The sequence below is a fragment of the Pedobacter sp. KH_004 genome, from assembly GCF_057840755.1.
Genome location: NZ_CM174519.1, coordinates 830,523 through 853,056 on the forward strand (window position 1 = coordinate 830,523; position 22,534 = coordinate 853,056).

Consider the following 22,534-nt stretch of genomic DNA (forward strand, 5'->3'; position numbering starts at 1 on the left):
TCCTAAAGCGATGTAAAGGCTGATTATTTCCTTCGGTTTAGTCTTCACTTTTCTTCAACGATTTCAAAAACACAAAACCCACCACACCCGATAAAACCGAAGCGGTTAATATGGCGAACTTCGCTTCGGAAACATGCAAGGCATCGCTAAAAGATAATAGTGCAATAAATATCGACATTGTAAAACCGATGCCTGCCAACATGCCTAAACCTAAAACATGTTTCCAGCCGGCACCAGTCGGTAAATCGGCAAATTTAAGTTTAACGGCCAACCAGGAAAATAACGTCACGCCGATGGTTTTTCCCGCAAATAAACCCACTATAATTCCCAGGCCTAAAGGCGAAACTAGTCCTTTAATCATTTCTTTTTCGAAAGTGATGTTGGTGTTCGCCAGGGCAAAGATTGGCATGATCAGGTAATTTACCGGAACGCTTAAGGCGTGCTCCAACTTTTCTAAAGGAGATAAAACATCCGTTTCGTTTGTAGGGATGGTGAATGCTAAAAGTACACCTGCAATGGTGGCATGAATGCCGGAGTGGTGAATAAAGTACCAAAGAAAGATTCCTGGGATAAGATAGAAGATCAGGCTTTTTACACCGAAATAGTTCATTAAGCTTAATAATACTAAAATTCCGCCGGCCATTGCCAAATATTCAAAATGAATTTGGTTGGTGTAAAATATAGCGATTACTAAGATTGCGCCTAAATCATCAACAATAGCCAAAGCTGCTAAAAATATCTTCAAGCTAGCGGGTACATTTTTGCCAAGCATGGCAATTATGGCCAGCGCAAAAGCAATGTCCGTGGCCATAGGGATGCCCCAACCGCTAGCAGTTTCGGCTCCTTTGTTAAATATTGCATAAATTGCGGCGGGAACCAGCATGCCACCTAACGCAGCAATTACCGGAAGTGCTGCGTTTTTTAATGAAGATAGTTCGCCTTCTACGAGTTCACGTTTAATTTCCAGCCCCACAAGTAAAAAGAATATGGCCATTAAAGCATCATTAATCCAGGCAAGAATGCTATAATTAACGTGGCCAAACCCGAGCTTGGTTTCTAAAAAAGCTTCAAAACTTTCTTTCGATGCTGTGTTGGCGATCAGTAAGGAGATGGCTACACAAATTAGCAGTAAGAAACCGCCAACTTGTCCGGAGCGGAAAAAACGTTGAAATACGGCTAGGTTGATTAGTTTCGGCATGATGGCAAAAATAAGGAAAACTTAGTTTCGGCTAGGAATTAATTTGATTTAAATGGAAAAATAAGTTCTTGTTTTATTGGCAAACGCTTTGAATTTATTTATAACCTGAGGCCTGTAAATTAAACAGCTCAGCATACTTGCCTCCCGCTTTCAAGAGTTGTTCATGTGTTCCTGACTCGAGCAGCGTTCCCTTCTCTAACACTAAAATCCGGTCGGCTAACCTTGCTGTAGAGAAACGATGTGAAATTAAAACTGCTGATTTTCCTGTAGTGAGTTGTGCAAAACGTTGGAAGACCTCATATTCTGCCCGTGCATCCAATGAAGAGGTAGGCTCATCTAAAATTAATACTTGCGCATCTTTCATGTATGCCCGGGCAAGCGCAACCTTTTGCCATTCGCCGCCCGAAAGTTCAACTCCATCGTTAAATTTCCTGCCTAGCCATTGCTGATAAGCTCCCGGCAGCTTCTGTGCAAGCTCATCTGCCAAACTAAGTTGCGCAGCATTTTTGACCAACTGTTCATTTTCAATTTCCTTAATATTGCCGACCGCAATGTTTTGATAAAAAGTCATTTGATAGCGGATGTAATCCTGGAAAATGATGCCGAGGTTATGCCTTAGGTCGTCTAAATCATAAGCCGTTAAATCCTTTCCGTCTAATAAAATACGACCTTCGCTTGGATCGTACAGTCTGGCCAGGAGTTTAACCAAGGTCGTTTTTCCTGCACCGTTTTCTCCAACCAGGGCCAATTTTTCGCCGGGTTTGAGCTCAAAGCTTAAATTTCTATTCGCCCACCTGTCGCTATTGTGGTATTGAAACCCCACATTTTCAAATACAAAACCTGATTTTATGGGGTTTGGAAAAGGCAGCGCCGCTTTTGGTTTGGTGATTTTCGGCTTGATCTCAAAAAAATCAATGAAATCCTGTAAATAAATGGCGCCTTGAGAAACCATCGTAAACCTTGAAAGCATTGTTTCCATCAAGCTGCTCAGTTGACGAAATGACCCAGCAAGGAAAGTAAGGTTGCCCACCGTCGATTTTCCGGTAACTGTTTCGTAAACAATAAATCCATAGGCCGCATAATAACCAATAGTGCCTAAGATGGAGAAGAATGTACCCCAAATAGATCTGCGCACCGCTAACTTGCTGTTGTCTTGATAAAATTTATCAGACAAAGTTTTGAATCTGTCGATAATGAAATCAGCGAGGCCAAAAATCTTTACTTCCTTTGCCGTTTCATCGCTTGCACCCAGGTAACGTACATAATCGAGTTCCCTGCGCTCTGGTGTCTGACTCCGAGATAATGCATAGTTCTTGCTATTAAAATAAGATTCACCCAAAAAAGAAGGGATGATTGCAAGCACTAAAAGGAGAATTAACCACGGGTTAAAAGCAATTAAACCAGTCAAAAGAAAGGCCATAGAGATCAAATCCTGTATCTGGCTCATCACTTGAGAAAGCATCACACTTCGCCCCACTGTTTGCTGCCTTGCCCGTTCAAGTTTATCGTAAAATACCGAATCTTCGAATTGATCCAGATCGAGCGTAGCTGCATGCTCCATTATTTTAATAGAAGTATAATTCGAAAACTGGTCGCCGAGCAAGCTATCTGTTAGATTAATCATTCTGCCCAGTGCATCGTTCAAAATCGCCAGTAAAAATTGTAATCCTACCAGTTCCCAAAGCAGTTGCATATTACCATTCGTGGCGCCGGTACTCAAGTCAACCACCTCATCGATAATGAGTTTGCCCACATAAAGCAGGGCAACCGGCATGGCCGAACGTATTATCCGAAGGATGAAACTGATGATTGTCTTGCTCGGACTGCTTTCCCAAACCAGCTTAAACAAACTGGGCAGATTTTTTAACGATGAAAGGCGTTCTTTAAAAGTTATATTTTCAAGGGGTATTGTATTTCTATTCTTTGCCATAGTGGTGCTGTAATAGCAAAGCTAATTATTGAATGAGTAGTTTTCGGTTTATTTGAAAAAAATAGCATCTATGTTAACAGAGATACTATTAAAACCCGAACAATTTTAATTTGAAAATGTTGGTTACTTCGACAAAATCATAAAACAATATGATCTAATGATTAGGAAACTTATTTTTCAAAGAGTAAAACTTATCGACAGCTGCAAATGAGAATATAACACCTATAAGAAGTACGAGTGATCTCATAGCGATAAAGGGTTGACAAGGTGATTGAAGCTTGCTCTTACTAATCTTTCTTCGGTTTGAAACCGAAGTCTCTTACTTTTTTGCTTGATCAAAAAAGTAACAAAAAAATCAAGGCTTGGAACTGATGTCGGATAAGCCATGCGAAACTTTAATTGCAACAGCGGATTAGGTTCGATGAAGAATCGAACTGACCGCAGTTTTAGTCATTCGGATTTTGAAAGTTTGGGCAAAAGTTTCACCTGCTTCTCTTTCCATCACTTCCTATGCCGGAAAGCAGGATGGCTTTAGCGAGGAGTGGAGGACTCTGCTTTGTAAGGGTTCCTTTTAGCGAAAAGTTTCTAGTGCCTTCTACCTTTCACTGGCAAAGAATAAACTAATAAAGCCACAGAATCATAGATTTCAATCTGCGAATCTGTGGCTAAATTTTTTGTTTATGCTACTCTAGTTATTTTTTCTTTCCGATATTCACCCGAATGTTCACCTCAAAATCGCCATCTGTATAGCCGCTAATGGCTGAAGTTGCTGTGTTGTAGTAGGCCATAAAATATAGAGACGATTTGTAGTTTACGCCGAAGCCGACCGTTGCATTTTGCGTGTTATGATACATGGCCATTACATACAGTTTATCGTTGGCGAAGTTGGCATTTACACCCGCATCCCACAAGTTCTTATAGTTTTTAATTCCTCTGAAAACCCCTTTTGGCTCCAGGCTTATACCGTTCATTCCTTCACCAAGGCTAAATTTATATCCTATAGCCGAATAAAAAGTAGGTTTATTGGCATAGTTTAAATCATCCTTTCTAAAAACAGAGCGCATATTTGGAACGGCGCCTTCTATTGTTAATCCTTTGGAGGTATAAGAAACGCCAAAATCTCCATCAAGATAAGATCCACGATCGTTGAAACGGGCAATTGATGGATCGTTAATATCGCTGTTTCTGATGCTGCTTAAATCTAATCGATCTCTGCTTACTCCAAAGGAAACGCCGAAATTCAGTTGCTGTTCCTTATCACTTAAAGGCAAATGGTAGGCAAAAGTTCCTACGGCCTTTGTGCGTTGTAAATCGCCAGATTTTTCGTTATAAACATTAACGCCCCAACCTACTTTTCCAACTTGCTGATCTAAAGTTACGCTCGGCGTGAGGGGTGCACCGGGAATATTCGACCACTGTTTGCGGAAACTTCCATTGATATTGAATCCTTCGTTAATACCTGCCATTGATGGGTTTACTAAATAGCGGTTTTGAAAATACTGAGCATTTAAAGGTAAGATCTGCGCCTTCGCTGTGCTGAAAATAAATAACCCAGTTGCAAATAGAAACGTTACGCGACGCATTTGCTTTAAGTTTTTTGTAATTGCTTTCATGTCTGTAATTAGTCTCTAATAATATTAATGTAACCTTTAAAAGTGCCGATTCCAGAACCTAAATCAATAATGTAGTAATAAGTTCCTTCCTCCAGCGGACTTCCATTTACCATTCCATCCCAATCATTGGCATAAGCTTGTTTAGTGTATAAAATACGACCAGCTTTATCAAAAATCTTAACCGTGTTATTTGGATAATAATCGATGTTTTTCACGATAAACTTATCGTTATACCCATCGCCATTAGGGGTAACTACTGTGCTGGCTTCCAGTTTATAATCATCCGCAACCGTAATGGTGATCGTTTGCTCACTCACACAACCGCTTGAATTGGTAACGGTTACTTTGTAAATTCCCGTTTGCCTAGGGCGTACCGTTACGGATGAACTCACCTGACCGTTGATGATATCGGCACCCGTCCAGCTGTACTGGTTTCCGCCAGTTGCGCTAAGAATTAAAGCATCACCTTTTGAAATAGAAAGCGCTTTATTCGCGGTAATGGCAACAACTGGGAGCGGATTTACCACTACGGTAGCTGTTCCCGTTTGCGATTGACCACAGTTTACATCTGTAACATTTAATAAATTATAGGCAAAGCTTCCAGCTGTATTCACTGGAACCGATACCGCAACAGAAGCATTTGTTCCTGTAGTACTTATTGTTCTGCTTGCGCCACCGTTTACATTATAAGTAAAGGTGTAAGGTGCCGTACCATTTGCACCTGTAAATGTGATTGCAGGTAAAGTACCATTTAAACAAACGGCAGTATTGCCAGAAATGGTAGCCGTAGCTGCAGAAAGCTCCGTCAACTTAAACGTTCTGCTTACTGTATTGATGCCGTCATAGTCGGTTCCTCCATTATCTGTTACGGTTACTGTAATGTTTCCCGAACCATTTACATTATTTTTAAAACGATAAGTGATGGTTCCTTTATCCATTCCACTGGCCGCAATACTTAACACATCGAATAAATTCGGATTATCAGAAGTGATGCTTAGCGTGGTGGTTTGCGTAGTCTCCGGACCAGCAGATATTCCGCTTAACTCAATAGTTTTGTTCCTTGTGGTGAAACAAGATGATTGGTTGGCAATTGGGCTCAGGGTAGGAGCGCCGTTTCCGAAAAGATACCTTGATTTGATTGGATAATGATCGGTTGTGGTTGAACTATAATTGGTTACCAGATTTTTAACGGCATCCAAAACTTCTGCCGTTCCTTGTATGTAATTCAAATTCAAGCTTTTCGTGAGGATTACATTATCTATCACGGTATTGAAACCTGTGGTAGATTGTTTGCCGGCTAAACTCAAAGGCAAGGTAATAGGGGAATAATTAGCAGCATCCAGGGTAAAATCAGCATACGAAGTTCCTGTTCCAGCCGGCATCGGTGCAATGGTTTTATCCGGATTAAGTATATCATTAAAATCACCTAAAATGATTACCTTTTTGCCAGCCAAATTAGCGTCGATCCAGTTTTTCAATTGCAGGTTTCCACCTTTTCTTCTATTGTAAGAATCGATTTGTTCGGCTGGAGTTCCTGTGTTCGCCTTTGCATGGATTTCAATAAAATAAACCGTTTCCTTTTTGCCGTTAAGGGTTACCTCTGCTTCTATTGCGAAAGGAAAACGACCCGATGACCAGTTTTTGTAAGGTGTTCCATCTACACTCGTTGATGGAATGGAAGGATTATAGGTGTCTTCCAGTACGCCAAAAGTTCTAATCGGTTTTACCAGATCGGTACGGTACATAAAAGCCAGCTTCTGTGCCAGCGGATAATCAATATCTTGTTTATCATCAGCATAAGAACCGAAGGAGCTGAAAACAACATTATATCCCGCAGGCAAAACGGTATTTCTAAATAAAGTGGTATCCACCACTTCGGCGAAGCCATAAATATCTGCATTGATGTTATTGACTATTGTCTTCACATTCGCTGCCTGTTGTGTATCGTTTGCCGGATCTTGTGCCGGACTACCGAACCATTCTATGTTCCAGTTCACCACTTCTAAAGTATTTGCCACATCAAAAGTATTTCCAGCCAGGTTGACCATTTTCGTAGCCGAACCTGCTGTAGCGATATTTAGATTTGCAGAATAAGTGGTGTTAACTGCTGTAGGCGAAAATTTGGCGTAAACAGTAGGGGAGGTATTGTTAATTGCGGCCCTGTTATAGGTTAGTGTTGAGCCGAAAGTACCATTACTGCTGTTTGCAATACTAAAGTTGGCCGGAGCAGTAACCGTAACATCTCCCGTTAAGTTACCTGCAGAAAATGTAAATGATTTCTCTGTCGAGGTGGTGCCTGCAGCCTGGAAACCAAAATTAACACTCGTTGTAGAAGTGGTGATATCTACTGGTGGTGGAGTATTTGAACTGACCACCGCAAAATCATCAACTGTCCAGCGGCTTGCCGATGAAGTGGTAGAATTGTAAACAAAAGCTACATATACCGGAGTAGCTTTGTAGGCTGAAAGATCGATGTTTCCTGATTTTGTCCAGATATCAGAACCTGTTTCCGGGAACTTGCCATCTAAATTAATCCACGTTGTTAAAGCAGGATTCCCACTTCCGGTGTAATTGGTAGAAACTTTTAGCTGCAATTTATCTCCTGCGAAGGCAGATCTTGTCCAGAAGGAAAGCACCGCATAATTCATGGTTGATAAATTAAGCGCCGGAGAGATCAACCAATCTTCATTCAAGATATTTCCACTGGCAAAACCATTTATTTGCAAGGCATTTCCAGCGCTGGCTGTACCGGTAGCATCATTTGCATCGTGACCGAAAGTAGTTGTACAGCCCCAGGTTTGAGGTCCGGTAACGCTATATTGGTAAAAGCCGTCAGATAATGCAGCACTTCCAACTGTTGTACAATTTTCGAAATTAAAAACGGTTTGATTTGGATCAATCGCAGGTCCTGAAAGTGCCAAAGAAACAGCGGTTGCCCCAGGACTGGTATGCAAAATTGTCCCAGTGGTATTGCCGGCAACCGTTGGGCTAAAGCTCACATAAACCGTTTGGTTGGCAGTTAATTCAGCCGCAGTGTAAGATAAGGTATTCGTAAAAGTGATGTTGTTTTTTGAGATCGCATAAGGTGCGCTTGTGGTAAGTGTAGTTGCGGCAGTTAAATTTCCGGCAGATAAAACATAGCTTTTTGATGCTGAAATGGTGTTGATCGCCTGATTACTAAATGCAAGGGTTTTAGGTGTAGTGATTAAGTAAGGGCCAGCAGTTGAAGCGGGTTCGGTTACGGTCGAATTTTGAGGATTCGCCACTTTAGCCACAAAATCAAAGGTATTATCATCACTATCAAACCCGTTACCAGCAAATTCTTCAGTTCCTCCAATGCCCAATGTTGTCGCATCAGAAGTTGCCGTTGCTTTACGTTCAATGGATGAAGTATTTGATGGAGCAGTTGTTGGCCCTGAACCTTCAAAGGCATTTGCCGTTCCAAAACCTACAAAATCAATAATTTGTGTTCCGGTGGGGCTTGCGCCAGTTTGTGCAGTGGATACATTGCTTAATAAAACCTTGCCAGCCGCACCAGCCATGTTTATGGAACCAATCCGGTCAGGTGTGGGCAAATTCGTGGTGCCGCCACTTCCGGCACCTTGCTGGATGAGATAAAAACTTTTCGCAGCAATGCTTCCTGCAAGTGTGGTTACCTGCCAGCTCGTACCTGTTGAACTTGCATATTGAACGGACCAGCCAGTTAAATTTACTGCTGAGAGCGTTGGATTATACAGTTCGATAAAGTCGTTCTTGTAAATGGCACCTGAATTGCCTCCACCACCGTAAACTTCGGAAACTACCACATGGTTTGCACCCGTTGGTTCTTTTACACTTGAGTTTTGAGGATTTGGTGCTGTAATTACAAAATCTGTGCTGTTGTTGTCTGAGTCAAATCCGTTTCCATCAAATTCTTCAGGGCCACCAACGGCTAAAGTAGTTGTAGTAGAAGTTGCGGTAGCTTTTCTTTCTGCTGATGTTGTGTTAGTCAATACAGCAGTTGGCGTGGTTTCAAATCCGGTTGCAGTTGGGCCGACACCAATTTTATCTACAACGGCTGCGCCGGATGGATTTGCACCTGTTAAAGGAGCAGTCGCGTTACTCAAAATTACTTTGAACGCCGCTCCAGCCACATTGATGGTTCCGGTTACATCGGGGCTTGGCAAATTAATTGTTCCACCAGCACCAGCTGCCTGTTGAATTAAGAAAAACCCTTTAGCTGGAATACTGCCTGTTAATGGCGTAACCTGCCACGATGTTCCAGTTGCAGCGCCATATTGAATGCTCCACCCTGTCAAGCTTACTGAAGTATTGCCTGGATTATAGAGTTCGATAAAATCATTTTTATAAGTTGCACCTGTGTTTCCTCCGCCACCATATACCTCCGAAATCACTACATGAGTGGGGGCGGCGGGCGGTGTTGTTCCCGTTCCGGTTACCGAGATAGTTTGTGTGCCAGCACCTGTGCTTGAAACCGAAATATTATCATTTGAAAGCACTGCTGCTGTAGGACTAAAACGAGCATAAACTGTTTTACTTGTAGTTAATTCTGCTACCGAATAACTAATGGCAGCGCTAAAACTTACATTGTCTTTTGATAAGGTGAAAGGTGCAGTTGCAGTCAGATTTACTGCATCAGTCAAGCCTGTAGCGCTTAAAACAAAGGTTTTAGGAGCAGAATTTGTACCTGCATTCTGATTGCCAAAATCTAATGAGGTTTTATCAACGGTTAAAATTGATGTCTGGCCAGTTCCGGTTACCGCAACATTTGCGGTTGATGCGCCAGCACTTGTATTTACGATATTACCAGTTGTACTACCGCCCACAGTGGGGCTGTATCTGGCATAAACTAATGGAGATGAGGTAAGTTCTGCAGCGGTATAGCTAAGCGAATTACTAAATGTGCTATTATCCTTAGAGATGGAGAACGGGGCAGTCGCACTCACACTCACGTTTCCTGTTAAATTGGCTCCGCTTAAGGTATAAGATTGCGATGCAGAAACTGAACCTACGTTTTGATTTCCGAATGAAAGGTTATTTGGATTAGCGGCAAGGGTTGGCACTACCGCACTACCCGAAGTAAATGTAAGGTTAAAATTATCTATTGCCGAGGAAGGTCTGTTTCCAGACCCTGTTGTTGCGTTAAGGGTAACAATCCTGATCCAAACTGGCCCGGCATTATTGTCTAAAGCTGCACCAAAATCTACCGTAATGGCATTGCTTGAAAATGTACTTCCGCCGGTAACTAGTGTTCCGGTACTCGTAACAGGGGTGAAGGTTGTTGGGCTTGCTCCAAAACCGTAATCTACCACCCAGGCTGCAGCTCTTGGCGAAGAACTATCTAAAGATTGTAAATCGAAACTTAATTTAAGTGCCGATTTCCCTGTTGTGTTTGCAATCTGAAATACAAAAGCTGCTCCCGGGTCACCAATAGCACCTGTTTGCCTGACTCCCAGGCTGCGGTTTGTTGCAGCATTTTGATCTGTGGTGCTACTTGCTGAGGTTAAGCCAGTTGCTGAAGCGAAGTTTTTAAAGGCTCCTGTTGCGTTGTTCCAGGCAGTCGGAGCGGTTGTTAACGCTGCTGCTGTACCTAAACTCGTTGCATTTGAACTTAATCTAATGCTGAAACCATTAGGTAATCCAGTTCCAATTCCATTAAAATTTTCAACATACGGAGATGTTGTCAAAGTTACCTGAGCGAAAATTGGAAAGGAAAATAAAAGGAATAAAATGAGAAGTAAAGGTCTTTTCATATAGTTTGTTTTGTTTAGAACAATGTATATGCAAAAGCCTAATAGTCAGTTTAACTTAATGTTAATTCGCCAGAATGTGGAAAAATAGATTTTATATGGAATAATTTATGTTTACTTAATACGTTGCGCTCACATCAACGATGGTGTTTATAAAAAATCTTCAATGTTGCCTTTGCCTTCACGGATAACTTCAAATTCGCCATTGGTACAATCAATTACTGTTGAAGCTTCGTTGTCTCCAAAGCCTCCATCAATTACCAAATCAACTAAGTTTTCATATTTCTCATGAATCAATTCAGGATCTGTCGAATATTCAACCACGTCGTCATCATCTTTGATTGAAGTTGATAAAATGGGGTTGCCAAGTTCCTTTACAATGCAGCGGGCGATATTATTATCTGGCACCCGAATACCAACAGTTTTTTTGTTAGAGCTTAATAACTTGGGTACATTATTATTGGCATTGAAAATAAATGTAAAGGGACCAGGTAACGCTTTTTTCAATACCCTAAACGTCGTGTTGTCAATCGGTTTAATGTAATCAGAAATGTGTTTCAGGTCGTGGCAAATAAAAGAAAAATTAGCTTTCTCTGGTTTGATTCCTCTAATCCGGGCGATTTTTTCGATCGCCTTGGGATTGGTAATATCGCAACCTAAACCGTAAATGGTATCCGTAGGATAAATAATCAAACCACCTTTTTTAAGCACTTCAACCACCTGTTCAATGGCCTTTTCATTTGGGTTTTCTGGATAGATCTTAATAAGCATAGCGTAAAAATAACAAATAATGACGTTAGTTGTTTACGAGATGGTCTAATCATAAAAATTCTAAATATGTACAAAAATTTGTACAGCCGTTTTATTATTTTTAATTTTGATGTATAAAAGAATAAAAATGGAAATCACAAACTATACCTCATTCAGGCAAAGTTTAAAAACCTACCTCGATAAAGTTTTTTCTGATCACACACCTTTGTTTGTAACACGTGCAAAGGGCGAAGATGTGGTGGTATTATCAAAAGCAGATTATGATAGCATGCAGGAAACTTTTTACTTATTAAGGAGTCCAAAAAATGCTTTGCGATTAGAGCAGGGTTTAAAAGACTATGAAAAGGGCTTAGCTAAGCCACAAGAATTGCTTGATAATGAATAAATTATTTCTTGATCTTGCATGGGAGGATTATCTGTATTGGCAAAAGGTTGATAAAGCTATTCTGGAAAAAATCAATGCATTATTAAAAGAAATTGAATGTACACCATTTGAAGGAACAGGAAAGCCTGAACCATTAAAACATCATTACTCGAGTTGGTGGTCTCGAAGAATAAATTTAGAACACAGACTGGTTTACAAGGTAGAAAATTCAGCTATTATTATTTTGCAATGTAGATATCATACCTAATTTGAACAAAACATGAGAAAAGCTTTCGTTGCTATTGCAGCATTTTTAGTTGCCCTTACCATTATGTTGGGCCTTTATCATCCGTTTTTATGGTGGACTTTCCTTTTCACCGGTCCTTTTGTAATCCTCGGCATTTATGATTTATATCAACCCAAACATAGTATTGTAAGAAATTACCCGGTTTTTGGGCGGTTGAGGTATTTCATGGAGGAATTAAGGCCAAAAGTTTATCAATACTTTGTGGAAAGTGATACGAACGGTACACCTTATAACAGGCTAAACAGGTCTTTGATTTATCAACGTGCTAAAAAAGATAACGATACTATTCCATTTGGAACGCAGCTTAACGTTTATGATAATGGTTACGAATGGTTAAGCCATAGTATTGCTGCCATTTCCCATCACGAGCTTGATTCTGATCCACGTGTGTTGGTGGGTGGGCCAGATTGTAAGAAACCATATTCTGCCAGTATCTATAATATTTCAGCGATGAGTTTCGGCTCTTTAAGTCAGAATGCCATTTTAGCATTGAATGGAGGAGCCAAAATGGGCAACTTTGCTCATAATACAGGTGAAGGTGGAATCAGCGACTACCACCGTCAGCCCGGTGGCGATCTGATCTGGCAAATAGGAACCGGATATTTTGGCTGTCGCCATGAGGATGGGACTTTTAATTATGAAGCCTATGCAGAAAGAGCGGTAACCGAACAGGTAAAAATGGTAGAGATTAAATTATCACAAGGTGCAAAGCCAGGGCATGGCGGGATGTTGCCCGCAAAAAAGGTTACACCAGAGGTGGCACGGATTCGTTTGGTTCCACAGGGTAAAGACATCTTATCACCGCCAGCTCACTCCGCATTCAATACGCCAATCGGGCTCTTGGAATTCGTAAAAACGTTAAGAGATCTTTCTGGCGGAAAGCCTGTTGGATTTAAATTGTGTATCGGGCGCAAGAGCGAATTTTATTCCATTTGCAAAGCGATGATTGAAACGGGTATCTATCCTGATTTTATTACCGTTGATGGGGGTGAAGGGGGAACAGGTGCCGCGCCACAAGAGTTTTCTAACTCGGTGGGTATGCCGTTGAGAGAGGGTGTAGCTTTTGTTTATGATGTGTTGAATGGTTTTGACCTTAAAAAACACATTAAAATTATAGCCTCTGGTAAGGTGTCTTCTGGATTTGATTTGGTTAAGAACATCGCATTAGGAGCTGATATGTGTAATGCTGCCCGTGGAATGATGTTTGCCTTGGGTTGCATTCAGGCTTTGGAGTGTAACAGCAATACTTGCCCAACGGGTGTGGCCACGCAAGATCAAAGTTTAATGAAAGGTTTGGTTGTGGAAGATAAAACTGTGAGGGTGAAAAACTTTCATAATTTAACCGTAGCCAGTGCGGTTGAATTATTAGGTGCGGCAGGACTCCGCGAACCTTCACAGTTGAGTCGTGCTTATATTAACAGGAGGGTAAGCCAGAATGTGATGCAGTCTTATCTGGAAACATTCCCCTATATTCCTGCAGGAAGTTTATTGCAAACCCCTTATCCTACAAGGTTCGAATTGGGTATGGCACTGAGCACAGCAAAAAGTTTTGCGCCAACCGATTATAAAGTATCTGCTGTTGATTATCAACATGCCAATTCTTATAATGATACCATGAGTGAGGAAGGAATATAGTTGAGCTATTTTTTGAAATTTTTTAAGGAGTCAAGTTTTAAAACTTGGCTTTTTTTGTTTTTGATGGTTTTTGTCGAATAGCGTTCTGATGGATGAAGATAAATTAGAATGCTATCCGTAATTTCAAGCGAAGCGGAGAAATCTTTTGAAGAAGAGTTGCCAGGTAAAAAGGTTTTTCCCTTCTGCTGCGCTCTATTCTAAATGACGACTCGTTAGTAAAAAAAATCCGTTTGATTAATTCAAACGGATTTTTCATATCAAATGGATTTCGCTTTTATCCTTTTTGCTTCAGTTAAAACTCTGCGTTTTTAGGGAAACGAGGGAATGCGATCACATCGCGGATGTTTGTCATCCCGGTAACGAACAATACCAAACGTTCGAAGCCTAAACCGAAACCTGCATGTGGTGCCGATCCAAAACGACGGGTATCCAAATACCACCACAACTCATCCTGTGGGATATTCATATCTCCCATGCGTTTCGTTAAACGATCTAAACGTTCTTCACGTTGAGAACCACCAATCATTTCTCCAATGCCCGGGAACAAGATATCCATAGCCGCTACAGTCTGTCTGCCTTCGGCATCTGGCTCATTCTGACGCATGTAGAAAGATTTAATATCAGCCGGGTAATCGGTTAAGATCACTGGTTTTTTGAAGTGTTTTTCTACCAAATATCTTTCGTGTTCACTTTGTAAATCTGCTCCCCACTCATCAATTAAATATTTGAATTGTTTCTTCTGGTTTGGTTTAGATGATTTTAAAATTCTAATCGCTTCTGTATAAGTTAAACGTTCGAACTCGTTAGCTAAACAGAAATCCAATTTTTCTAACAAACTAAATTCACTCCGCTCATTCTGAGGTTTTTGTTTATCTTCTTCAGCCAAACGTGTGTTTAAAAATTCCAGTTCTTCTTTGCAGTTATCCAAAGCATAGTTAATTACATACTTCATCATGTCTTCCGCAAGTTGCATGTTATCTTCCAAATCAGCAAAAGCCACTTCTGGCTCAATCATCCAAAACTCAGCCAGGTGGCGGGTAGTATTTGAGTTTTCTGCTCTAAAAGTAGGACCGAAGGTGTAAATCTGTCCGAATGCCATGGCCGCTAATTCGCCTTCCAGCTGACCAGAAACGGTTAAGTTGGTAGCACGGGCGAAGAAATCCTGTGAAAAATCGACCTTCCCATCGTCAGTACGAGGGGTATTGTCGAAATCTAAAGTGGTTACTTTAAACATTTCTCCGGCTCCTTCGGCATCACTCGCAGTAATAACTGGCGTGTGCATATAAACAAAGCCGCGCTCGTTGTAAAACTGGTGTATCGCGAAAGCCAAAGCATGACGGACTTTAAATACGGCATTAAAAGTATTGGTACGGAAACGCAAGTGGGCAATTTCACGCAAAAACTCCAAGCTGTGTTTTTTTGGTTGCAATGGGAATTTTTCAGGATCACTGTCGCCCAAAATCTCAACCGTTGTTGCTTTAATTTCAACTGATTGGCCCTTTCCTAACGACTCGACCAATTTACCAGTTGCAGAGATAGCTGCACCAGTAGTTATTCTTTTTAACAGCTCTTCTGGTAAATTATTAAAATCAACTACAACCTGGATATTGCCCATGCAAGATCCATCATTTAAGGCAATGAATTGATTATTCCGGAAGGTTCTAACCCATCCCATAACCGTTACTTCTGTGTCAAATGCTGTCGACTTTAATAAATCTTTAATTTGCTGTCTCTTAATCATATTGTTATTTGTAAAAGGCGCAAATTTAGGAAAAAAAATGCATCGGTTAACAATTAGCAGTATCCAATTTTCGGTTATTGAAACTGCGAACTACAAACTGTTGTTTGATTTATCTCTTGCTGTTTTAAACTCTGATCCGGCTTTCCATTGCGGAAAAGTAGTTTCGTTGCTTAATTTGTAACCTACGGTAAATAGGATATTTGCAATTTGCGCGAAGCCTTTCGTGTTCATTTGTGGCGAGTAAGCATCTGAAGGTTGGTGGTAATGTTTTTCATTATAGCTCAGTCTCTGTTCTTGTCCCCATTTAGCGCCATGTTCCTTGCTGTTGAAACCATTCACGATATCGATTGCGGGTACGCCCACTTTTGCAAAATTGAAATGATCAGAACGATAATAGCTTCCGGCACTTGGACGGGTGTCGCCAACTGCTTCCAAATTATTATCCTTGAGTAGGCTAACGATAATCTTCCACTTCGTTTTGGCCTTTACCTTTGATAGAAATGTCTTTTGTTTCGCCATAGAAACCTAGCGCATCCATATTTAAGTTGGCTACCGTTTTATTTAATGGATAGATTGGGTTTAAGGCATAATATTCTGAACCTAGTAAAACTTGTTCTTCACCGGTTACTGCTAAAAATACAATAGATCTTTTTGGCTTTTCTTTTGACTCCTGAAAAGCTTTGGCAATGGACAGCATTGCTGCAACACCGCTTGCATTATCTACAGCGCCATTGTAAATAGAATCGGCATTGATTTTCGGTCCGATGCCGAATTGATCCCAGTGTGCAGAGTAAATAATCGTTTCTTCCGGTCGTTTACTTCCTTTAATAATTCCAATCACATTTTGCGAAGTGGAATATTTGCATTTATTGTTTAAAGTTACAGTTACCGTTTGGTTTAGCGGAACAGTTTTAAAATCCTTTCGTCGGGCATACTCACGAATATCTCCGGTGATTCCAGCGTTAGCAAGTAACTTTGCTGCCGCTTGCTCCGTCATCCAGCCTTCAAGTGTATATCTCGATTTGTGTTTGTCAGCAGCCTGGAGGTATAACCTTGCACCCGTATTGCTATTGGTAATTACCGACCAGCAGTAGCTAGCAGGTTCCGTTTGATGTATAATGATTACTCCAGCAGCGCCTTGTCTGGCTGCTTCCTCATATTTGTACATCCAGCGACCATAATAAGTCATGGTGTCGCTTCTGAAATACATTTTATCTTTTGCGTTAAAACCAGGATCACTGATTAATACCACGACTGTTTTACCCTTTATATCCAGGTTTTTGTAGTCGTTCCAGTTAAATTCTGGTGCCACAATACCGAAACCTGCAAAAACAAGCGGCGAATTTTTCAATTGAATGGTATCCTGTTCTCGTCTGGTAAATGCAACGAAATCATCAACTGCTTTAAATTTCAGTTTTTCTTTCCCGCCATTTATTTCCATTTTTTCTGATGGGGTAGAAGTGATTTCGACCATTGGCACTTTTTGAATGTAACTGCCATTTTTGCCAGGTTCTACCCCCTCGGTTTTTAGTGTCGACGAAATATAATTTACAGTTTTAGTTTCTGCGACCGTAAATGGGCGCCTGCCTTGCAGTGAATCATCAGCTAAAACAGCAATGTATCGTTTTATTGTTTCTGGATTTATGGAGCCTAAGCTTATAGATTTTTTCTCTTCTTTACAGCCGAAGATGAGAGCAATTCCCAATGTAGCTAAACTTCTAATTTAATTGTACTCATATTATTTTTCGATTAATAAAAAAGTCATCGGATGAATATAAGCGAATTGCAGATATTCCTCCAATGACTCATTAATGATGGTGTTTCAATGCAAGCAAATAGGGATTTAACTCATACGAAGTCCTTTGATCAATACGTCAAAACGCAGATTTTAATCAAATGAACAAATTATTTTATGCCGTCGATCCTGCCTTGTCCTTAAATCTTGAAAATCCTGATCTCTATTGTTGCTGCTGTTGCTGCATGGCTTCCATATATTGCTGGTAGCTGTTTTGCTTTCTAACGGTAGTCGCTAATCCTGATGGTTTGGTGTAATTTACTTCTTTGGCTTGGAAGTAATTCTCATTGTCATTAAAATCTTCATCGTTATAACCTACCGATACATTTACCTCCATAATATGCTCAAAACCACCTTTATAAACGCCTTTTACAGGTGAGCAATCGGCAAAATTTCGGCCAACTGCCAAACGAACATGATTTTCATTGGCGATGCAGTTGTTGGTAGGGTCGAGACCTAGCCACCCATATTCTGGTAAATAGGCTTCTGCCCAGGCATGGGTTGCGCCTTCACCACGCATACCGTCTCTGTTCGGGCAAATGTATCCACTTACATATCGCGATGGGATACCCGTTAACCTTAGCATAGCAGTAAGCACATGTGCAAAATCCTGGCAAACACCGGCCTTTAATTTCAAAATTTCTTCAATGGTGGTATCTACTGCAGTAATTCCTTTAATGTATTCGAAATTGCTGAAGACGTGCGCACAGTATTTAACTGCTGTTTGATATGGCGTATCTTCTGCTACTTTAATGGATAACGCGGTTTCTTTAAGTTGAGTTATTCCCGTAAAAGATTCTTGCCTCAGATAATCAATATAAGGCACTTCGTATCTGATGGCCGCTAAACTATTCCATTGCTCACTGCTGAACATATCATCTTGAGGCAGTGGTTTAGGGAAAGTTTCTACACTAACCTTTGAAAATATTTTCAACTGTGTGTGGGGTTCATTTTGAGTAAAAGTTCCTACCTCGTTTCCATAATAATCTATGAAAATTTCAATCTCGGGACTACCTGAAATGTTAAGGTCGTGTTTAACCACCTTCTGAAAATCGTCTTTTATAGGAAACAAAATAATCTGATTAGCGCTATCCCGAACTGGCGACTCGTATTTATAATTGGTAATATGTTTAATTTTAAAAATTGGCATAGTGATATTTGTTATTATTATCTATCGGGATGATTATTTAATACTATGAATTTGCGAAATAATATTCGTTTAAAAGGTTTCCGATGCCAAATAGTTCAGCCCGGATTTCAGTTAAATAATCATGCAGTTGCTCTTCTTCCATTGTGTTAACCGAACTATAGGTAATCATACTTTTCAACCGGCCTATTTTAAACGACAAGTTATTGTAATGTTCAATGTTACTTTCGCTTTTCAATCTGTTAAAATAACGCTCGATATTATGCATTGAGTAAAGCGCCGATCGAGGGAAATCGTTATTTAACATCACCAGTTCGATGATATTTTTAGCGTCAAATCCTTGTCTATAGGTTTTCAAATAAAGCTCATAACCACCTAACGACAAAAGTAAATGTTTCCAGTAGGCGATATCAGTTAACAAATCCGGATTGTCGCTAATGGAACTAAATTTAATATCTAAAATATCAATAGATTGAATACTTCTTTCCAAATGTTTCCCAATTTTCATAAAGCTTCGGCTTTCGCCACGTTCCATAGCGCTATCTGCCGTTCCGTGGTAAAGCATTACCTGCTTAATCAAAATATCCAAAGCTGTAATTGGATCATCTTTTTGTACATACCACAACAACTTTTCGTCTTTTACAGTGTGATAATATTCATTTAGACATTGCCATAAATCTTTCGGGATATGCTCTTGTACGCTTCTTGCATTTTCTCTGGCCAGCGTTACAATATTTAAAATCGAATTTGGGTTTTCACGGTTCAACAGTAAATATTCAATCACGGCTCTGCTATCGTGCTGAATATTTAACAGTTCGTTTTCATCATCAGCAGAAAAAATCCTGATCACGGGTTTCCAGGTAAATTCCTGGATGGTATCTTGCGATGAGGCATAATTTATTTTTAGCATGCGAAGCATACCATCACTACGCTCCACATACCTGCTCAACCAATATAAGCTTGATGCTACTCTACTTAACATATTTTTATTCTAAGAAGTTAAAACCCATGTATCTTTACTGCCGCCACCTTGCGAACTATTTACCACCAAAGAGCCTTCTTTCAGGGCCACCCGGGTTAATCCACCGGGAACAATCGAAATTCCATCCGGTCCGTTTAGTGCAAAAGGGCGTAAATCGATTCTTCTTGGTGCAAGTTTTCCATTAATAAAGCAGGGGGCAGATGAGAGGCTTATTGTTGGCTGAGCGATGAAATTGCGGGGATCTTTTAAGATTTCTAATTTATAATCATCCGTTTCCCGCTCGGAGGCTGCATGCCCCATTAACATGCCATAGCCGCCACTTCCATTGGTTTTTTTAATCACCATCGTGTTTATGTTTTGAAAAACATAATCCAATTCATCGCGGTTGCTCAGCTGGTAGGTCGGTACATTTTTTAGTATGGGTTCTTCGTTCAAATAATATTTAATCATATCCGGCACGTAGGTATAAACTGCTTTATCGTCAGCAACGCCATTTCCAACAGCATTTACGATGGCTACATTGCCTTTTCGATAAGCGCCCATTAATCCTGCTACGCCTAAAACACTGTTGGGGTTAAATACCAGCGGATCGAGGTAATCATCATCTACCCGGCGATAAATTACATCAACCTGTTGCAGTCCTGTGGTGGTTTTCATGAAAACTTTCTGGTTTTTAACCACTAAATCCCGGCCTTCTACCAATTCAACACCCATCAATCGGGCTAGGGTAGTGTGTTCGTAGTAAGCAGAATTGTACATGCCCGGGCTTAAAAGCACAATTGTAGGGTTTGATACCGCTCTTGGTGAAAGCGCCATTAGGTTTTTGTAAAGGATGGCTGGGTATTCGGTTACACTTCTTACGCCGCATTGCGGAATCAAATCAGGGAATAATCTCTTCGTTATTTCCCTATTTTCCAGCATATAACTCACGCCAGATGGCGTGCGCAGATTATCTTCGAGTACATAGAAAGTGCCGTCGTGATCCCGGATCAGATCAATGCCAGCAATGTGAATATAAATGTCGTGAAGTACATTCACATTGTGCATCTCTCTTAAAAAGTGTGGGCACGAATAAATTACATTAATAGGCACAATTTGATCCTTGATGATAAATTGATTGCTATACACATCTTTTAAGAAAAGATTCAAAGCCTTTAAACGCTGTTTAATTCCTTTTTCAATAAACGACCATTCACTCGAGGTGATGATACGGGGGATGATATCGAAAGGAAAAATCTTTTCAATTCCTTCACCACTGTCGTAAACGGTGAAAGTAATACCCTGGCTCATGAAGAGTTTTTTTGCCAACTCTTCTTTTTTGTTTAGGTTTTCGAGAGATTCTTTAGAGAAATTATTGATGAAGCTTGAATAGTGATTTCTGTAATTGTCACTATTTAAAAACATTTCATCATAAGTTTGGGGATGATTTAAGTAATTTTTTATGAAATTTTCTATCATTTGACTTAAATATTTTGTTAAAGTATGATTTTGAAAGTAAAAAATGTGACTTTGTTATAAAAAAAATGTACTTAAATGCTTTTTTGATGTTTTTTGGTAGTGATTTTATCTATTTTTTGCTAATATTTTATTTTTTTTATTAAATATTTTAATTTATTTATAAATATTGCTTGCTTATATGAATAAAGTTTGTACTTTTGTGATGCTCGTTAATTATTATTATATATTTGGTTTAAAAAAAGCGCTGGCAACGGCGCTTTTTTTATAAAACTCTTCAGACTTATTCATAATCAACATAAAACCAAACAAACTAAACTAAAAGAAGCTTTCAAGTGATCACTTGGGAGCTTTCTTTTTTAATAAGTTTTTGGTTCTGGGAATAATAATGCACAAAAAAAAAGACCATCTTGAGGTTAATCAAGATAGTCTTTTAAAGATATGTTTTGTTGATTGTTATTATTAATCTTCCGAATAGGTGATTTTGTTCACATGTTTGTCTATTTCCCATCTTCCAGTTCCTTCTTCACCAATCACTTCGAATAGTTCAAGCGCTCTACGTGCTTTATATTCTTCTTCACGTTGCTCTTTTAAGAACCAGTTCAAGAATTCCATTGTCACGAAATCTTGTTCTTTATGGCATCTGGCCGCTAAATTTTTAAAGCTTTGCGTAATTGCAATTTCTGCCTCAAGTGCATCTTCAAATACTTCTCTAAAACCTGCAAAGTCAGTTTTAATTCCTGTAACTTCCGGAGAGATTGCATTTCCACCCATATCTAAAACGTATTTGAACAATTTTAATTGGTGCATTCTTTCTTCTTCAGATTGTTTTGTGAAATAATCTGCCGAGAAATCGTAGCCTTGTTGGTTACACCAAGACGCCATTGATAAATATAGTGATGAAGAGTGAGCTTCTTTTTTTATTTGCTGATTTAAAAGTGTTTCGATATCCTGAGATATTAAACACTTTATACGCATTAGATCTTTCATAATTTCTGTGCTTTAATAACAATACAAATGTAAAACGAAATTGTTCAATTACACTATTTATTTGCTATATGAAATTAGTCTAAATTGCTGATAATAAGTTATTTGTAATGAGTTTAAATAATGACAATTGTTGGTGTGTTTTGCTGAATAACGTTTAACGGATACCGATTGGAAGACAGTGAGATAGTACTTTTATTTTGAGCAAAGCCCGATAGCGCAACGAACAAAGTTAAGGATGAAGGAGCAAAAATGAAGGTCGGAATATTAGAGATTGACTAGCTAAGCAAGAATGTGAATAGGTAATTGCTAGGGATAAAGAAGAAAATCGACTACTGTATAATAGATCTAAAGCACCAATTGATTAATCAGAAATATACTAAAGACGGTTGATTCAATGAATAAAAAACAAATGAACTACCGGCGATTAAACCAATGATCTAATAAACTAATCTATAAAGACAATCGCTAAGGAGGTGGTTGAGTTTGAACATGGTAAATGCGCCTTGTAATAAATCTTTTAAAGCAACGATTTCCAAGGCACTTAAGAGGTAAATATGCTCGCAACCATTAAAAGTTACCAACTCGAAATCAGCCCGGTGTGTATTTAGTAAAAGCTCTTCGATGTCGATTTGCTCCACTACCTTTTTTAATTTTTGTAGCGAAATACAATTGTATTTGGCAAACTTTCCACCAAAATCAACATAGAAGCAATTTAATTTATCTGATTGATAAACAGAGCCATGTGCATTTGAGAATACGTTAACCAGTTCATTGATATCAATACAAGCTTTTTCCATGTATTGCAAAAATTGGCATTATTTAGATTAAATACAAATAAAAACGAAAATAAATTTTC

The 22,534-nt window shown here is 39.6% G+C and carries 16 protein-coding genes; 3 read left to right on the forward strand and 13 right to left on the reverse strand.

Annotated features, from left to right (window positions below; translation table 11 throughout):
* Positions 1–37: 37 nt before the first annotated feature.
* The 5 genes from nhaA to AC3ITD_RS03885 form a co-directional block, all read right to left on the reverse strand.
* Complete coding sequence (nhaA, locus tag AC3ITD_RS03865) at positions 38–1,198, reverse strand: Na+/H+ antiporter NhaA (protein WP_265799100.1); 1,161 nt, start codon at positions 1,196–1,198, stop codon at positions 38–40.
* A 94-nt stretch (positions 1,199–1,292) separates the two neighbouring features.
* Positions 1,293–3,128 carry an ABC transporter ATP-binding protein gene (locus AC3ITD_RS03870; RefSeq protein WP_489364128.1) on the reverse strand — a complete coding sequence of 612 codons (1,836 nt, stop codon included), beginning with the start codon at positions 3,126–3,128 and terminating at the stop codon, positions 1,293–1,295.
* A 692-nt stretch (positions 3,129–3,820) separates the two neighbouring features.
* The gene (locus AC3ITD_RS03875; RefSeq protein ID WP_489364130.1) at positions 3,821–4,741 is read right to left on the reverse strand and encodes a PorP/SprF family type IX secretion system membrane protein; all 921 of its coding nucleotides are present in this window, start codon (positions 4,739–4,741) and stop codon (positions 3,821–3,823) included.
* 8 nt (positions 4,742–4,749) lie between these two features.
* A complete protein-coding gene (locus AC3ITD_RS03880) occupies positions 4,750–10,494 on the reverse strand; it encodes a lamin tail domain-containing protein (RefSeq protein ID WP_489364132.1) in 5,745 nt (1,914 codons plus the stop codon).
* A gap of 147 nt (positions 10,495–10,641) precedes the next feature.
* Positions 10,642–11,262 carry an L-threonylcarbamoyladenylate synthase gene (locus AC3ITD_RS03885; protein WP_265799104.1) on the reverse strand — a complete coding sequence of 207 codons (621 nt, stop codon included), beginning with the start codon at positions 11,260–11,262 and terminating at the stop codon, positions 10,642–10,644.
* 127 nt (positions 11,263–11,389) lie between these two features.
* On the opposite strand from AC3ITD_RS03885, the gene AC3ITD_RS03890 reads away from it, so the two are divergent.
* Genes AC3ITD_RS03890 through AC3ITD_RS03900 form a run of 3 tightly spaced genes read left to right on the forward strand, consistent with a single transcriptional unit; the run spans position 11,390 to position 13,568 of the window.
* Positions 11,390–11,647 carry a type II toxin-antitoxin system Phd/YefM family antitoxin gene (locus AC3ITD_RS03890; protein ID WP_489364135.1) on the forward strand — a complete coding sequence of 86 codons (258 nt, stop codon included), beginning with the start codon at positions 11,390–11,392 and terminating at the stop codon, positions 11,645–11,647.
* On the forward strand, positions 11,640–11,894 hold the full coding sequence (locus AC3ITD_RS03895; protein ID WP_489364137.1) for a Txe/YoeB family addiction module toxin: 255 nt from the start codon (positions 11,640–11,642) through the stop codon (positions 11,892–11,894). The genes AC3ITD_RS03890 and AC3ITD_RS03895 overlap by 8 nt, the downstream gene beginning before the upstream one ends.
* 12 nt (positions 11,895–11,906) lie before the next feature.
* On the forward strand, positions 11,907–13,568 hold the full coding sequence (locus AC3ITD_RS03900) for an FMN-binding glutamate synthase family protein (protein WP_489364139.1): 1,662 nt from the start codon (positions 11,907–11,909) through the stop codon (positions 13,566–13,568).
* Between the two features lie 292 nt (positions 13,569–13,860).
* On the opposite strand, the gene asnS is transcribed toward AC3ITD_RS03900, so the two are convergent.
* The 8 genes from asnS to AC3ITD_RS03940 all read right to left on the reverse strand — a co-directional run bounded on the left by asnS (position 13,861) and on the right by AC3ITD_RS03940 (position 22,475).
* On the reverse strand, positions 13,861–15,309 hold the full coding sequence (asnS, locus tag AC3ITD_RS03905; RefSeq protein WP_489364141.1) for an asparagine--tRNA ligase: 1,449 nt from the start codon (positions 15,307–15,309) through the stop codon (positions 13,861–13,863).
* Between the two features lie 90 nt (positions 15,310–15,399).
* Positions 15,400–15,828, reverse strand: a complete 429-nt coding sequence (locus AC3ITD_RS03910; RefSeq protein WP_489364143.1) for a M28 family peptidase — start codon at positions 15,826–15,828, stop codon at positions 15,400–15,402.
* Positions 15,764–17,014, reverse strand: a complete 1,251-nt coding sequence (locus AC3ITD_RS03915; protein ID WP_489364145.1) for a M28 family metallopeptidase — start codon at positions 17,012–17,014, stop codon at positions 15,764–15,766. The genes AC3ITD_RS03910 and AC3ITD_RS03915 overlap by 65 nt, the downstream gene beginning before the upstream one ends.
* Positions 17,015–17,267: 253 nt before the next feature.
* Positions 17,268–18,254, reverse strand: coding sequence for a transglutaminase family protein (locus AC3ITD_RS03920; RefSeq protein ID WP_489364147.1), 987 nt, complete (start codon positions 18,252–18,254; stop codon positions 17,268–17,270).
* A gap of 43 nt (positions 18,255–18,297) precedes the next feature.
* A complete protein-coding gene (locus AC3ITD_RS03925) occupies positions 18,298–19,233 on the reverse strand; it encodes an alpha-E domain-containing protein (protein ID WP_489364149.1) in 936 nt (311 codons plus the stop codon).
* Positions 19,234–19,242: 9 nt separating this feature from the next.
* A complete protein-coding gene (locus tag AC3ITD_RS03930) occupies positions 19,243–20,691 on the reverse strand; it encodes a circularly permuted type 2 ATP-grasp protein (RefSeq protein ID WP_489364151.1) in 1,449 nt (482 codons plus the stop codon).
* Between the two features lie 459 nt (positions 20,692–21,150).
* Complete coding sequence (locus AC3ITD_RS03935; protein ID WP_056849867.1) at positions 21,151–21,678, reverse strand: ferritin; 528 nt, start codon at positions 21,676–21,678, stop codon at positions 21,151–21,153.
* Positions 21,679–22,115: 437 nt separating this feature from the next.
* Positions 22,116–22,475, reverse strand: coding sequence for a hypothetical protein (locus tag AC3ITD_RS03940; protein ID WP_489364154.1), 360 nt, complete (start codon positions 22,473–22,475; stop codon positions 22,116–22,118).
* Positions 22,476–22,534 lie beyond the last annotated feature (59 nt).

What these genes read in the sequence shown, in the direction of transcription:
- nhaA (WP_265799100.1), bottom strand. Translation starts at nt 1,198, where the DNA reads ATGCCGAAACTAATCAACCTAGCCGTATTTCAACGTTTTTTCCGCTCC.
- AC3ITD_RS03870 (WP_489364128.1), bottom strand. Translation starts at nt 3,128, where the DNA reads ATGGCAAAGAATAGAAATACAATACCCCTTGAAAATATAACTTTTAAA.
- AC3ITD_RS03875 (WP_489364130.1), bottom strand. Translation starts at nt 4,741, where the DNA reads ATGAAAGCAATTACAAAAAACTTAAAGCAAATGCGTCGCGTAACGTTT.
- AC3ITD_RS03880 (WP_489364132.1), bottom strand. Translation starts at nt 10,494, where the DNA reads ATGAAAAGACCTTTACTTCTCATTTTATTCCTTTTATTTTCCTTTCCA.
- AC3ITD_RS03885 (WP_265799104.1), bottom strand. Translation starts at nt 11,262, where the DNA reads ATGCTTATTAAGATCTATCCAGAAAACCCAAATGAAAAGGCCATTGAA.
- AC3ITD_RS03890 (WP_489364135.1), top strand. Translation starts at nt 11,390, where the DNA reads ATGGAAATCACAAACTATACCTCATTCAGGCAAAGTTTAAAAACCTAC.
- AC3ITD_RS03895 (WP_489364137.1), top strand. Translation starts at nt 11,640, where the DNA reads ATGAATAAATTATTTCTTGATCTTGCATGGGAGGATTATCTGTATTGG.
- AC3ITD_RS03900 (WP_489364139.1), top strand. Translation starts at nt 11,907, where the DNA reads ATGAGAAAAGCTTTCGTTGCTATTGCAGCATTTTTAGTTGCCCTTACC.
- asnS (WP_489364141.1), bottom strand. Translation starts at nt 15,309, where the DNA reads ATGATTAAGAGACAGCAAATTAAAGATTTATTAAAGTCGACAGCATTT.
- AC3ITD_RS03910 (WP_489364143.1), bottom strand. Translation starts at nt 15,828, where the DNA reads ATGGCGAAACAAAAGACATTTCTATCAAAGGTAAAGGCCAAAACGAAG.
- AC3ITD_RS03920 (WP_489364147.1), bottom strand. Translation starts at nt 18,254, where the DNA reads ATGCCAATTTTTAAAATTAAACATATTACCAATTATAAATACGAGTCG.
- AC3ITD_RS03925 (WP_489364149.1), bottom strand. Translation starts at nt 19,233, where the DNA reads ATGTTAAGTAGAGTAGCATCAAGCTTATATTGGTTGAGCAGGTATGTG.
- AC3ITD_RS03930 (WP_489364151.1), bottom strand. Translation starts at nt 20,691, where the DNA reads ATGATAGAAAATTTCATAAAAAATTACTTAAATCATCCCCAAACTTAT.
- AC3ITD_RS03935 (WP_056849867.1), bottom strand. Translation starts at nt 21,678, where the DNA reads ATGAAAGATCTAATGCGTATAAAGTGTTTAATATCTCAGGATATCGAA.
- AC3ITD_RS03940 (WP_489364154.1), bottom strand. Translation starts at nt 22,475, where the DNA reads ATGGAAAAAGCTTGTATTGATATCAATGAACTGGTTAACGTATTCTCA.